This window comes from Sorangium sp. So ce406 (assembly GCF_051474675.1).
In the GTDB taxonomy this organism is placed as follows: Bacteria; Myxococcota_A; Polyangia; order Polyangiales; family Polyangiaceae; genus Sorangium; species Sorangium cellulosum_G.
In genome coordinates this window covers 6,798,153-6,812,176 of record NZ_CP150340.1, presented here as the reverse complement: position 1 = coordinate 6,812,176, position 14,024 = coordinate 6,798,153, and the positions used below count along the sequence as shown (strand labels likewise).

The 14,024-nt window shown below is 68.1% G+C and carries 9 protein-coding genes; 6 read left to right on the top strand and 3 right to left on the bottom strand.

Annotated features, from left to right (window positions below):
* Nucleotides 1–266 precede the first annotated feature (266 nt).
* Nucleotides 267–2,525, top strand: a complete 2,259-nt coding sequence (locus WME96_RS25185; protein WP_437284135.1) for a hypothetical protein — start codon at nt 267–269, stop codon at nt 2,523–2,525.
* Between the two features lie 293 nt (nt 2,526–2,818).
* On the opposite strand, the gene WME96_RS25180 is transcribed toward WME96_RS25185, so the two are convergent.
* Nucleotides 2,819–2,962, bottom strand: coding sequence for a hypothetical protein (locus tag WME96_RS25180; protein ID WP_437284134.1), 144 nt, complete (start codon nt 2,960–2,962; stop codon nt 2,819–2,821).
* Between WME96_RS25180 and WME96_RS25175 the strand changes: the two genes are divergently transcribed.
* The 5 genes from WME96_RS25175 to WME96_RS25155 all read left to right on the top strand — a co-directional run bounded on the left by WME96_RS25175 (nt 2,961) and on the right by WME96_RS25155 (nt 10,102).
* Nucleotides 2,961–4,598, top strand: coding sequence for an IgGFc-binding protein (locus tag WME96_RS25175; RefSeq protein ID WP_437284133.1), 1,638 nt, complete (start codon nt 2,961–2,963; stop codon nt 4,596–4,598). The two genes, WME96_RS25180 and WME96_RS25175, sit on opposite strands and share 2 nt — an antisense overlap.
* 626 nt (nt 4,599–5,224) lie before the next feature.
* Nucleotides 5,225–6,448, top strand: coding sequence for a sugar ABC transporter substrate-binding protein (locus tag WME96_RS25170; protein WP_437284132.1), 1,224 nt, complete (start codon nt 5,225–5,227; stop codon nt 6,446–6,448).
* Between the two features lie 47 nt (nt 6,449–6,495).
* The gene (locus tag WME96_RS25165; RefSeq protein ID WP_437284131.1) at nt 6,496–8,076 is read left to right on the top strand and encodes a sugar ABC transporter ATP-binding protein; all 1,581 of its coding nucleotides are present in this window, start codon (nt 6,496–6,498) and stop codon (nt 8,074–8,076) included.
* The gene (locus WME96_RS25160) at nt 8,073–9,128 is read left to right on the top strand and encodes an ABC transporter permease (RefSeq protein ID WP_437284130.1); all 1,056 of its coding nucleotides are present in this window, start codon (nt 8,073–8,075) and stop codon (nt 9,126–9,128) included. The genes WME96_RS25165 and WME96_RS25160 overlap by 4 nt, the downstream gene beginning before the upstream one ends.
* A gap of 5 nt (nt 9,129–9,133) precedes the next feature.
* A complete protein-coding gene (locus WME96_RS25155; RefSeq protein WP_437284129.1) occupies nt 9,134–10,102 on the top strand; it encodes an ABC transporter permease in 969 nt (322 codons plus the stop codon).
* A 185-nt stretch (nt 10,103–10,287) separates the two neighbouring features.
* On the opposite strand, the gene WME96_RS25150 is transcribed toward WME96_RS25155, so the two are convergent.
* The gene (locus tag WME96_RS25150) at nt 10,288–11,724 is read right to left on the bottom strand and encodes a DUF1552 domain-containing protein (protein ID WP_437284128.1); all 1,437 of its coding nucleotides are present in this window, start codon (nt 11,722–11,724) and stop codon (nt 10,288–10,290) included.
* The gene (locus WME96_RS25145; RefSeq protein ID WP_437284127.1) at nt 11,721–13,352 is read right to left on the bottom strand and encodes a DUF1592 domain-containing protein; all 1,632 of its coding nucleotides are present in this window, start codon (nt 13,350–13,352) and stop codon (nt 11,721–11,723) included. Before WME96_RS25145 ends, WME96_RS25150 begins: the two co-directional genes overlap by 4 nt.
* Between the last annotated feature and the right edge of the window lie 672 nt (nt 13,353–14,024).

The following is a 14,024-nucleotide window of genomic DNA, read 5'->3' as shown; positions in this document are numbered from 1 at the left end:
ACGCGCAGCATCTCGCCGGGGTTCATGTGGGATAGGTTCGGACATCGCCCTTGGTCGAACACGCCTGGTTTCTTGAAAGCAACAAACTCGCACGCAATGCGTGATCAGGGGCGTGGCAGGCGGGCATTCATTACATCCGAGGAGGGGGCGGTTCGGCCTCCGCCAGCACTGTAGAAATCGCGTCCGCAGAGAGTACGGGCCGCACGGCGGTGACGGCCTTCGCCAACAGCCGAGAACCGCGACGAGAGTCGCCGAGAGGTTCGCCGATGCGCAACGTGGCTTATTGGATGGCGCTCACGTCGGCATTCGCGGTCGCGGGCGCGACCGGATGCGTTGCCCAGATCGGGGAGGGGAGCTCCGATTCGGGCGGAAACTCGCCCAGCACCGGCGTCCCGGGCTCGCCCTCGAACCCGAGCACGGGGACCCCCGGAAACCCCGCCAACCCCAGCAACCCGACCGACCCGAGCAACCCGACCGACCCGAGCAACCCGAGCAACCCGAGCAATCCGAGCAACCCGAGCAACCCCGGGGAGCCCGCCGAGCCCGGCGTGGTGGCGGGGTGTGAGGCCGGCTATAGCCGGCTGCCGGACGGCAAGGGCGGGTTCAACGTCGAGGCCGTCTGCATCCCGGACACGATGGGCTTCGACAAGGCGAGGTCGCTCGAGGCGTTCAAGACGACGGTCTACCCGCTCCTCACCACCAACTGCTCGGGCTGCCACAGCACGACGAGCAGGGCCCAGTCGCCCATCCACGCCGACGTCGATCCGGCGCTGGCCCACGAGTACGCGCTCACGCGCGTCAACCTCAGGAAGCCGGTGGACTCGAAGCTCGTCGTCCGCATGGGCATCGACCGGCACAACTGCTTCGGACGGGACTGCAAGGACGCGAACGCGCAGATGCTCGCCGCCGTCGAGGCGTGGGCGGCCGCGGTCGTGCCAGGCCTGCCGGAGACCCCGCGCCCCGTGCCGGCGAGCGAGAAGGTCACCGAGGCGCAGGTCAAGGCGTGGATCGCGGCGGACAAGGCGAACGTCGCCGCCGCCGACGCGGAGTTCATCAAGTACACCTCCCTGCACGAGATCCACAACGCGGGCGTCTCCGCGGAGGAGATGAACGTGGCCCGCGTGGGCCTGGCGAAGGCGCTGAACTCGACCGCGCGCTGGGCGCCCGCGATCGTCAACCCGGTGGACATCAACGGCAAGGGCATCGTCTACCGCTTCGATACCCGCGATTACTGGGGCTACAACAAGGGCGTCACCAAGCTCCACTTCGGCGGGTCGGACGACGACGTCTTCTTCGGGAGGACCAGCGTCAACTACCTGGGTGAGACGGTCGGCTCCGACGTCACCACGAAGGAGAAGTACCGGTATACCGCCGAGGTCCAGGAGGACCCGAGCTTCGCCAGGCTCGTCTGGGGGCGCATCGAGGCCGGCAACGTGGAGGGCGCCACGGACAGCAAGGTGCTGCCGCCCTACGTCGACGGCTTCAAGGACGAGTACATCGAGGGGAGCCAGCTCGTCTACACGGTGACGCGCCCGGACGTGTACAACGCCATCATGGCGATCCCCTGGTACGCCCAGGACCTCGAGAACGAGCTCGGCGTCATCAAGGACCAGGGGATGAAGTCGTACGAGTACATGGTGACCAAGCAGGCGATCACCATCGACTCCCGCATGTACTGGCGCGCCCGGACGAAGAGCGGCGGGTACTACTGGAAGACGTGGGACGTCTTCACAGGCCAGCTCGAGGGCAATGTGCAGACGATCGAGCAGGCCTACGAGCAGGGCCAGATCCGGTTCCCCTTCTGGGCGCACCCGATCCCGAAGTTCATCGCCGGGACCGGCGGCGGCGTCACGGCGGCCAGCCTCAGCTTCGTCGCGACCCTGGCCCAGCCGTTCAACTCGGAGCCCGCGGGGTGCGACGGGCAGCCGAACTACGGCGGCTCGCAGTTCCTGAACTGCCGCTACTACACGGGGACCGAGGGGCTCCAGCAATCGGCCGAGGAGGTCATCTGGGATCTGCCGAACGGCCTGCAGGGGTACTCGCTGTGGGGCGGCTTCAACCAGCGCCGCGTCGACGCGTTCGTGAACATCGTGCGCGACCCGCGCATCACCCGCGAGGACGCGGACGCCGTGATCACGAGCCGGATCGGCTTCGCCAGCACCGACCGCCGCCTGAACACCGGCAGCGCCTGCATCGGCTGCCACGCGGACGGCATGAACCGCGGGGACAACGACCTGCGCGACTGGCTCGACGAGGGAGGCGCGCGCCTCCCGAAGGGCGAGCACGGCGTCGACAGCTGGATCGACGACGAGGCGACCGTCGCCCAGGTCAAGGAGCTGTACCCGCCCTCGACCGTGATGCGCGAGCGGATGGAGAGCGACCGCAAGGTGTTCCTGGCCGCGATGGCGAAGATCAAGCGGGAGATGATCCTCGGCACGGACAAGAACGTCTACGTCGAGCCGACGATCTGGACGATCGAGTGGGCGCAGAAGTTCTACAAGTACGCGCCGACCCGGTCGAACTGAGGCGAGCCTCACGCGCCTGCGCCGCCTGTACCCGGCGCCGCGAAGGCAGGCGCGGCGCGTCGCTCCGTCGGGGACACGGACTCCGTCGAGGACACGAGAAGATGAAATTGAAGGAGCCTGACGAGGCCATCGAACACGTCACCCGATAAGAGCCGCGCGACGCTTGACAGGCCCCCCGCGACACGATGACTTCAGAGGATGAGGTCGCCCCACATCCACCCGCTTGTTGCGCTGCTGCCCTCAGCCCTCCTCGCCGCCGGCTGCTCCGCCACGTCGGACCTGAACAACGGCCCTCAAGGGAAGCCGTCCACGTCCTCGGACGCGGGCGGCGTGGGGGGCTCGCCGGGGCCGGGCAGCTCGGGGATCGGAGGCCCGGATATCGGCAGCGACAGCAGCGGCAGCGGCGGCGCGACGCCGAGCGGCTGCTCCGCGGACATGAGAGACATCGTGGACGCCGAGGGGAACGTCCTCGAGGTGTGCCCGCCCGAGCTGGGGTGTTACCAGGGGAGGTGCATCCCCGCGTGCGAGGCCGCGGAGAAGGCGGGCGGATCGATCGGCTGCGATTACCTCGCGCCGTCGCCGCCGTTCTTCGAGAACGAGCGCACCCGCTCCCGTTACAGCGGCGCGTGCCACGCGGTCTTCCTCTCGAACACCTGGGCCCGCCACGCCAAGATCCGCGTCGAGCGCGGCGGCGAGGCGCTCGACCCGACCAGGTTCGCGTACCTCCCGAGCGGCATCGGCCCGAGCACGACGTACACGCCGCTGCCCGCGGAGGGGATCCCGCCCGGGGAGGTGGCGGTGCTGTTCCTCTCTCACCTGCCGGGGACCTCGACCGCGTACGGTACCCTCGAGTGTCCGCGGCGCCCCGCCGTGCTCGATGACGTGGCGGTCCACAAGAGCGGCGTGGGCACCGCGTTCCAGGTGGCGTCGGATACGCCCGTATCCGCGTACGACATCATGCCGTACGGCGGGGCGATCAGCTTCCTCCCGAGCGCGTCGCTCCTCTTGCCGCGCAGCACGTGGGGCACCAACTACTACGCCCTGGCGCCGCACGCGCTGGGCACCGGCATGCTGTGGATGATGCTGGTCGCCGCCGAGGACGACACCACGGTGGAGCTCGTGCCCCGCGCGTCCCTGCCCGGGGGCGACGGGGTGCCGGCCGCGCCGGCCAACGTCGCCACGCAGGTCACGCTCGGCGCCGGCGAGGTCGTGCAGTGGGTGGGCGCGGACCCGAGCGGCGCGGTGCTGCAGTCGAGCAAGCCGATCGGGGTGTGGACCGGCAACACCTACCTGCAGGTGCCTTCCGACACGTCGCCGAGCGGGGGCGGGCAGGACGCCGCCCACCAGCAGATCGCGCCGATCCGGGCCCTCGGCAGCGAGTACGTCGGCGCCGGGGTGGTGTCGCGCCTGTACGATCAGCAGCCCGAGAGCGTCGTGTACCGCCTGCTCGGCGTGACCGACGGCACGACGCTCGCCTGGGATCCGGCGCCGCCCGCGGACGCGCCGACGACCCTGGACGCTGGCGAGGTCAGCGAGTTCGAGACGACATCGCTGTTCTCGGTGCGCTCGCAGGACGACGAACACCCGTTCATGCTCACGCACTACATGCCGGGCGCTCCGTCGTCCACGCGGCCGGGCTGCGTGGACGAGATCCCGCTCCCCGGGCAGTCGTGCGCGCTCGGGGACGAGGAGTGGGTCATCCAGCTCCCGCCCAAGCAGTTCCTGAAGCGCTATGCGTTCTTCACCGATCCGACCTACGGCACGACCAACCTGGTGATCACCCGGGTGAAGGGGCCGAACGGCTTCTCGGGGGTGGACCTGAGCTGCCTCGGCGAGGTGACCGGGTGGCAGCCGGTCGGGGCCGGGGGGCGGTTCGAGGTGGCGCACGTCGATCTGAGCCGCGGGTTCGTGGGAACGAAGGCGGCGTGCGAGACGAGCCAGCACGAGGCGAGCAGCGCGGGGGCGTTCGGGGTCACCGTCTGGGGGACGGACTTCTTCGCTTCGTACGGGTATCCGGCGGGCGGGAACGTGGAGAGCATCAACGACGTGGTGGCGCCGCCGATACCGCAGTAGGCCGTGGCCCTGAGTTGCTGCCTCGCGCAGCCGCTCGCGGCGGAGGAGCTCCGCCTCGTCCTCCCGCGGGCTCGAGGGGGCCCGCGCTCCCGCGGACGAGCGTTGACATCGATCGTGTGAGCGTTCACAATTGTTCCCCAGGGCGCGCGACTTCTCTACCGAGCCGAACCACGGCCAGGCGATGATGACGCCGGTCGAAGGCTACACGGACGACCTCTCGAATGGCGTCATGTACCAGGGCTGTGACGTGGCGTTTCCTGGATCAACCAGCGCGTGCAGCGTGGCTGTATGATGGGACGGCCACTTCCAGGATCTTGACTTTCGGATCGCGTTTGGATTTCCTAGCCGCCAGAAGCTCTCAAGCGGTAGGCGCCACGCGCCTCGCCGATCACGTCATTCGAATTCGACAGCGTTCGCGGAACCCGCGTGGCGCCCCGGGAATTGACGCGCGATGCCGTCGCATCGGCAGATGCTGATGGTTTGCGCCCCAGCGCTTCGACCATGAGCAACGCGGCGGCACGCGGACATAGCCCTCGTGGCTCGTGAGGGTGAGGACGTGACGACACGCGACGGGCAGTAGAGATCTCCATCCGACCATGTCTCTTTTCTCGAAAGGTAGCGGCACGATGTCGATTGGCCAGCTGAAGTCTCGTGGACCGGCGCGGCGCGCAGCGGCGGTGTTGGGCTGCGCGCTGGGGCTCTGGGGCCTCTCTGCCTGCAAAGGGAATCCCGACAGCACGCAGGCCGCGGTGGGCTCCGCCAGCCCCGCGGCAGAGCAGGCGCCGAGCGGGCAGGGGCCCAAGGTCGTGCCAGGGCCCGGCCATAGCCCCGAGTGCTTCGCGCCGTGGAAGAAGGACACCAAATTTTTGCAGTGGACCGCGCGAAAGCCGCCGTTCCGCCTCGCGCTCGTCAACGGCTACGTCGGTAACGCCTGGCGCATCCAGATGGTCAAGACGGCCAAGGCCTTCGCCAAGGACCCGGCCATCGCGCCGCTCATCAAGGAGTTCAAGGTGGTGTCGACCGGCACCGACGTCGCGGCCCAGCTCGGCGCGATCGAGGACTTCATCAACCAGGGCTTCGACGGCATCGTCACGCTCGCCGTCAGCCCCGACGGCTTCGATCGCGTGATCCGCCTCGCTGACAAGAAGGACGTCGTCCTGGTCCCGTTCGACAACGTGCTCGACACGGACAAGGTGATGCAGGTCAACGAGGACCAGCTCGCGATGGGACGCCAGTGGGGCGAGTTCCTCGACAAGCAGCTCGGCGGGAAGGGCAAGGTGCTCGAGGTCCGCGGCCTGCAGGGCAACTCCGTCGATCGCGACCGCCACGTCGGCTTCCGCGAGGTCATGGAAGCGCCGGGAAAGAGCTACACCATCGTGGAGGTGGTCGGCAGCTGGGACGACGGCAAGGCTCAGAAGGCGGTGGCGGACGCGCTGGCCGTGCACCGCCAGTTCGACGCGCTCTTCGCGCAGGGCGGCTCGACGGGCGCCGTCCGCGCGCTGCTCGACGCCGGCCACAAGCCGATCCCGGTCGCCACGGAGGCCGAGAACGGCGTGCGCAAGCTGATCGCGAAGCACCACGAGCAGGGCATGAAGGGCCTGTCGCTCGGCCAGTCGCCGGGGCTCGCGGCCATCGCGATGAAGGCGGCGCTCGAGGGCCTGCAAGGCAAGGTCATGCCGCAGATGATCTCCGTGCCGATCCCCGCCGCCGATCACAGCACGCTGAAGGACGGCGAGAACTTCTTCTCGCAGCTCTCCGACAACTTCTTCACGCCCAACGAGTTCCCGCCCTGCGGGGTCAACATCTCGGGCGTGAAGATCATGAACGAGTCGGAATCCGACGTAAAGTAGACGTAGAGTGGACCTGAAGGAGCGTCCCCCGCGGGCGCCCCAGCACCATGACCGAACCGGTGAGCCCTCCGCTTCTCGAGCTCCGGGCCGTCTCCAAGCACTACGGCGGAGTCACCGCCCTGAGCGGCGTCGACTTCGCCTGCGAGGCGGGGAAGGTGCACGCGATCCTGGGCGAGAACGGCGCTGGCAAGAGCACCCTGATCAAGATCATCGGCGGCGTGGTCAAGCCGAGCGCCGGGGAGCTCCTGGTCCGCGGCGAGCCGGTCCGGTTCGATCACCCGCTCGACGCGAACGCCGCCGGCATCGCCTGCGTCTTTCAGGAGCTGTCCCTGATGCCGACGCTGACCGTGGCCGAGAACATCGGCATCACCATGCCGACCAACCGCCTCGGGCTCTTCGATCGCAAGGCGCAGGTCCGCAGGGCCGAGGAGCTCCTGGCGCGCGTCGGCTGCGAGGGCGTGAACCCGAACGCCTGGGTGAGCGACCTGCCGCTCTCGCGCCGCCAGATGGTCGAGATCGCGAAGGCGCTCGGCCAGAACCCGCGGCTGCTGATCCTGGACGAGGCCACCTCCGCGCTGACGAGCAGCGACGTCAAGAAGGTCTACCAGCTCCTGGCCGATCTCAAGGCTCAGGGCGTCGGCATGCTCTACATCTCGCACCGCATGCACGAGATCAAGGAGCTCGCGGACGTCATGTCGGTCTTCCGCAACGGTCGGCACATCGAGACCTTCGCCAGGGGCCGGCGCAGCGACGATCAGATCGTGGAGCTCATGATCGGCCGTGACATGGGCCACGTCTTCCCGCCGAAGCCGGCGGCGCGCAGCTCCCCGGCGACGCTGCTCGAGGTGCGCGGCCTGAGCTGGGAGCGGCAGCTCGAGGACGTGTCGTTCAAGCTCGGCAAGGGCGAGATCCTCGGCATCGGCGGGCTCGACGGCCAGGGCCAGCGCGAGCTGCTGCTCGGCCTGTTCGGTGTGCTCAAGGATGTGCGCGGCGAGATCGAGATCGACGGCAAGCCCATCAAGCTGACGAGCCCGCGCCAGGCCAAGGACCGCGCGCACGGCATCGCCCTCGTGCCCGAAGACAGGAAGACCGAAGGCCTGATGCTGCCGATGGCCATCGCCGCGAACATGTCGCTGGCCTCGCTCGACAGGTTCACGAGCGGCGTGGTGATCGACCGCCAGCGCGAGGCCGCGCGCGTCGATGAGATGGTGCGCCGCATCCAGATCAAGGTCGGCTCCCTCGACCACCCGGTGTCGTCGCTGTCCGGGGGCAACCAGCAGAAGGTCGTGCTGGCCAAGTGGCTGATGACGGAGCCGCGGCTGCTGATGCTCAATGACCCCACCCGCGGCATCGACGTCGGCACGAAGCAGGAGATTTACCAGCTGCTCCGCGAGCTCGCGGACGCTGGCACATCCATCCTCTTCTACAGCACGGACTACGACGAGCTGATCGGGTGCTGTGACCGCGTGCTCGTCTTCTACCAGAACCGCGTGCAGGGCGAGCTCGTGGGGCCCGACATCACCGAGAAGAACATCCTGGACCTGGCCCTCGGTCTGCGCGGCGGGCCCGAGCGCCCGAAGCCCGAAGCCGAGCGCGCGCAATCAGAGGCACGATCAGAGGCACGATGAAGGACTGGAGGCTCCGCCTACGCCAGAACCAGGGCCTGCTCGTGGCCGTCGGTCTGTGCATCTTCTTCTACGGGCTCTACTCGCTGTCCCATCCGAAGGGGTTCAGCGCGTCGCTGGTCGGGCAGAACGCCAACGAGTCGTTCGTGCTGGTGGCGGCGGCCATGGCCCAGACGATCCCCGTGCTGACCGGCGGCCTGGATCTGTCCGTGGGCGCGGTGATCACGCTCGTCAACTGCGTGGCCTCGCACGTCCTCGCCGGCAGCGCGCTAGAGAATTTCCTTGGCATCCTGCTGTGCCTGGCCGTGGGCATGTCGGCGGGCCTGCTCAACGGCTGCCTCGTCGTGTACGGCCGCCTGCAACCGATCATCGCGACCCTGGCCTCGGGCACGATCTTCATCGGCATCGCGCTGTTCCTGAGACCGACGCCCGGCGGCCAGGTCGATGGCGATCTGGCGTTCGCGGCCACCTTCGATCTCAACGAGCTGCTGCAGGCCGCGGGCTCCACGCCCCTCGACGGCGCGCTGGGCTTCATCGGTAAGGTCCCGACGCCCGCCATCTGGATGGCGCTGCTCGCGCTGCTCTGGACCTACTACCGCCGCACCCGCTACGGCCTCGGCGCTTACGCCGTCGGCGCGTCGCAGGAGGCGGCGTACATGTCGGGCGTCCGCATCAAGCGCGTCAAGCTGGCCGCGTACACGCTGTCGGGGTTCTTCGCCAGCGTCGGCGGCCTCTACCTCGCGCTGCAGACGACGTCGGGCAACGCCGACATCCCACAGGCCGGCTCTTACACGCTGAACTCCATCGCCAGCGTCGTGATCGGGGGCACCTCGCTGTACGGGGGGATCGGCGGCGCCGTGGGATCGCTCTTCGGCGCGCTGGTGCTCCGCTCCGTCGCCTTCAACTTCCGCGTCTTCAACGAGGGCTCGGCGCTGGGCTTCCTCGCCAACCCGCTCTACCAGCCGCTGTTCGAGGGCCTCATCCTGTTAGCCGCCGTCTGCCTCGGCGCGCTCTGGGTCGTCCGCGTCAAGAACCGGCTGCACGTCTTCAGGTGAGCTCGATGCAACAGCTCCCCGCGCTCAAGCGCCGTCTCGGCGAGATCGACAGGCCGACCTGGTACGCGCTGCTGTCGATCGGCGTCGTCCTCGTGATCGGCTCGATCGGCACGCTGATCACCCAGGGCACGCTGAGCTTCCTGAGCCCGTACTACATCCTGCAACAGCTGCAGATCGCCGCCTTCCTGGGCGTGGCCGCCACGGGCATGATGATCGTGATCCTGCTCGGTCACATCGATCTCTCGCTGCCGTGGGTGCTCACCTCGAGCGCCATGCTGGCCGCAGGGCTCGGCGGCTGGGCCGCGCTGCCCTACGGCCTGGCCGTCGGCGCCGCCGCGGGTCTGGTCAACGGGCTCGGCGTCGCAACCCTGCGCGTGCCCTCGATGATCTTCACGCTGGGCACGAACACCGTGCTTCAGGGGCTGATGGTGCTCTACACCGGCGGCTTCGCGCCGCGCAGCGAGGCGCCGGCGTGGATGGAGGTCCTGGCCGTGGGCAAGACGCTCTCCATCCCGAACTCGCTGTTCGTCTGGATCCTCGTCGGCGGCGTCGCCACCTTCGTGCTGAAGAAGACCGCGCTCGGCCGCTACATCTATGCCGTGGGCAACCAGGAGCAGGCCGTTTATTTATCGGGCATCAGGACTCACCTGGTGCTGATCGGCGCCTTCGTGATGTGCGGCGTGTGCTCCGCCATCACCGGCATGCTGCTGGCGGGTTTTTCGCACAAGGCCTACCAGGCCATGGGCAACGACTACCTCATGCCGGCCATCGCCGCCGTGGTGATCGGCGGAACCAACATCATGGGCGGCCGCGGGACGTACCTCGGCACCGTCCTCGGCACGATCCTGATCGTGCTGCTCCAGAGCATGCTCAGCGTGCTGCAGATGCCCGAGGCCGGCCGCCAGATCATCTACGGCGCCGTGATCATCGCCATGCTGCTGGTCTACGGCCGACAGCACCAGGAGGGACGATGAACCCAGCCGAGCGCCGTGCCCCGAGCCGACGCTGCCGGTAGCGAGGTTCACCGCCCGCCGGTGGCGCACAGGCGCCGAGGAATCGAGAAAATTGAACAGGGAGGCGAGGAGACAGGGAGTGTTTCTTCCTCCCCGTCTCCCCGCCTCCCTGTGAATTTCTGAAGAATCTGAGCGATGCCTCAGGCTCAGGCGAGCATGCCGTCGATGGGCCCGGAGCCGTCGCCCTCACCGAAGTTCTCCGTCCACTCGGTCTTGTCCCGAACGGCGGCGGCGATGAGGCCGTTGAAGAGGCGGTTGTTCGTCACGCCTCCGGCGTCGATGTACTCCCCCTGTTTCAGGTAGCCGCCGCCGTTCCCGGCGATGATCGTCGGCACGTTGCGGAAGCTGTGCGACGGGCCGTCCGCGACGTGGTTCGTCCACATGATGATGGACTTGTCGAACAGGTCGCGCGCCTTGAACTGATCGAGCCCGTGGAGCAGCGTCTGCATGCGGAGCACGTCGATCTCGGCGTGCGCTTGCTCGGCCGTCGGGTTGTTGCCCGAGGACGCGTCCGATTGCACGCGGTGGCTGAGGTGGTGGAAGGGCCAGCCGAGCGACGCGTTCGACGGCACCGCATACTTCGTCTGATCCGTGCCGTCGCCGTGCTGCAGCGTCGCCACGCGGTTGAAGTTGCAGGCGAACGCCAGCGCCACCAGCTCGAGGTGGAGCTTCGCGACGTCCTCGATCATGCCGTCCGTCTTGAACGCGAGGCCGCCCTTGAGCGCCTCGAGCTCCGACGTCGCGAGGCCCGCCTTGGTGCAGGTCCCGCCCATCTCGCCCATCGTGACCTCGGCGTCGCGGATGGAGTCGAAATGCTGCTGGAGGCGCTGCTTGTCCGCGGAGCTCAGCGCCGACATGCGCATCAGGCTGTTCAGCTCCTCCCTCACGAAGTCGTTCGCGCTCTTGCGGCTGCGGATGAGCTCCTCCGCGACCTGCGAGCCGCTACCACCACCGCTGCTGCTGTCCGCCAGGCCGACGAGCTTGGCATAGAGCGTGTACGGGTTGTCGTCCGCCGAGCGCACCTGCCCGGAGCCACCACCCTTGAAGGAGATGCGCTCGGCGATGTACCCGTTCCTTCGGTTGCCGGCGTAGAGCGTGAGCGGCTCGGCGCCGCCCTCGTTCACCAGCTCGGCGATCACCACATCCGCGGACACCCCGGTCGAGGATGCCGTCCTGCCGCCGCCTGACGCCGGGCGCGCGGTGAGCGCCTGACACAGTCCCTGCGCGTGGCCGCAGTTGGTGGGGCCCCCCATGGGGAAGTTGATCCCGCGGATGAACAGCAGGTTCGCGGCGTGAGGCGCGAGCACGTGCGTCGCCTTCTCCGTCATGGCGCCGAGCCCGCTGGTCGTGAGCGCGCCAGTCTTCTCCGGGAAGAACTTGCTACCCACCACGCCGCACGCCGCCACGATGTAGAGGCTGAACACGGGCGCGTTGTCCGCGGCCCAGGCGGAGCGCGACGGCAGGCCCTCGAGGAACGGAAGGGCGATGGCGACGCCGCCGGCGCGCAGGAACGCGCGCCGGTTGATGCCGCGCCGGGGCGCCACGCTCGGATGATTGAGGTTCGTCACGATCTTGGAGTTCACAGCGGGCCTCCCACGCGAGTCCGGAATGCTTCGTTCTTCACGAGCTCGAGCATCATCTCCTTCACCGAGCCGCTGGCGCCGCGGCTCACCTTGGCGAGCGTCTCGACGAGCGGCAAGTCCGCCGGCACGACGTCGCGCTGAAGCGCGAAGCTCGCCAGCTTCTTGGCGTAGCAGAGGTGAGCCTGCTCGCCCTCCGCCATGTGGTGCATCAGCTCGCCGGCATCGGCGAACGGCTTCGCTCCTTCGGAGAAGGAGTAGACACCGCTGCTGTCGATCGGCAAGCCTCCGTTCTCCTCGTCCCTGTATTGCCCCATGCCGTCGAAGTGCTCGAAGGCGAAGCCGACGGGGTTGATGAGCTCGTTGTGGCACGAGCCGCCGCAGGCGGAGGTGAGCCGCGTGATGCGTTGGCGGTTCGTCTGCCCGGGCTCGAGCGGCGGGACCGGCGGAATGTTGGGGGCCGGCGCGCCGAGCGGCGTACACAGCACGTCGAGGTTGATGCTGACGCCGCGGTGGATCGAGTCCGACTCGTCGTTCAGGGCGTTCAGCGTCAGGTAAGGGAGCTGCGAGAAGAAGCCGACGCGATCGGGACCGAGGTCCCGCTCCACCATGTCGCGGCCGCTCGGCTGAAGGCCGTAGAGGCTCGCCATCCCCGGCCCCACGAAGCCCGTGGTCGACGTCAGGATCTCTTTGACACCGAGGCGCTCGGTGAAGATCTTCTCGAAGAACAGGTACGCGCTCTCCTCGTACTCCGCGTTCAACGATTCGTTGTAGCTCGGCACGCCGAGCTTGCTGATCGTGGCGTAGCGGTCGAAGTGGAGCAGCTCGCGATGGAAGTACCGCATGGACTTGGCCGCAGCGGGCTCCTCCAGCATGGACTCGGCGACCTTGGCGATCGCCTCCGGCGTCGTGAGCGTGGACGCCTTGTCGAGCAGCTCGTCGTCCGGCGCGGCGTTGCGCAGCCAGAGCGAGAGCTTCGCCGCGATCTCGTAGCCGTCGAGCGGCTTGCGAGCCTCGCCGAGCTCCGTGCGGTAGAGGAAGTGCGGCGACTGGAGCATCGTCCGGATCACGAGCTGCGCGCCCTTGGCGAAGGTGCTCTTCGTGCCGGACATCGCCGCGCCGGTCTCGAAGAGCGCCGTGTACCCGGCGACCTCGGCGTCCGTCAGCGGACGGCGGTACGCGCGGCGCCCCACGGTCTCGATGAAGCCGGCCGCGTCCGTACCCGGGTAAACGTCGGCGAGCGCCTCATCCGAGGCCGTCACCTCCTCGGCGAGCTCCTCCGCGGCCGACTGGTAGTCGCCCCACGAGCGCTGGTTGATGCTCAGCAGGTGCTCGTTGTTCGTGAAGTCCGTCGTGCCGGCGACGGGCTTCTCGAACCCGTCCGACAGCGCCGAAGGAGCGGCGAGGTTCAGCACCACCTGCACGCTGCTCGCCCACTGCGAGTTCGTGAGGCGCACGAGCCGGTGGTATTGCGGCGCGCCCGGCATGTCGATGCCGCGCGCCACGCCGCCGCTCGGCGCAGGGCTGCCGCTGTCCTCCTCCTCCTCGTGGCCCAGGGAGCCCGTGCACCCCGCGAGCAGGAGCGCCGTGACGCAGAGCCCCGCGCCGAGCGCCCGCTTGCGGCGTGTCATGCTGGTTATCGAAAAAGACGGTGGGGTCATCATTGTCTCCTGACTGACCTCTGGTGACTGGGCAGTTCCCTTCGGGTGACCTGCGCTGCAACGACCATCGTGCTCGCCGGAGCGGGGCGCGTGGTCCCCTTCGATGGCACGACGCCTTCACTCCACAGCCTGCGGTTGCCATCCGGACGCTTCTCCGGAGCATGGAGCGATCGTCCTCGGTGACCGATGGGACCGATGGGACCGATGTGACCGATGTCCGGAGCTCACGACAGACGCCGAACAGGCGAGGCCGGTCGTGTTCTCCCGCGGAAAACCCCTCTCAAGACGCCGAGTACCATCGATCGGCGATCGCTTCCGCGAGGACAGAGCGAACGCAATTGCTGCCGAAATCGTTCAGATGACGAGGGTCTCGATGGACACGACGAGACCCCGAAAGCGAAGCAGAAGGATAGCCTACGGTCCAAATGTGAGCGATCACATTTGAGGTGTCAATTCCAATCGGCCGGGCCGCGGATCTCGTCGAGCCCGCGGAAGGACTAGCTGGCGGCGGTGCGCCGCGTCAAGAGAGGCAGACGCTGGGCCCAGTCGTGTGAACGCCCACATGCTTGTCATCAGCATTGGATTTTTGAACGAGATGAGGCCTGGCGACGGAGGAGAAGAGTCAGGCCCGTTTGGGCAGCG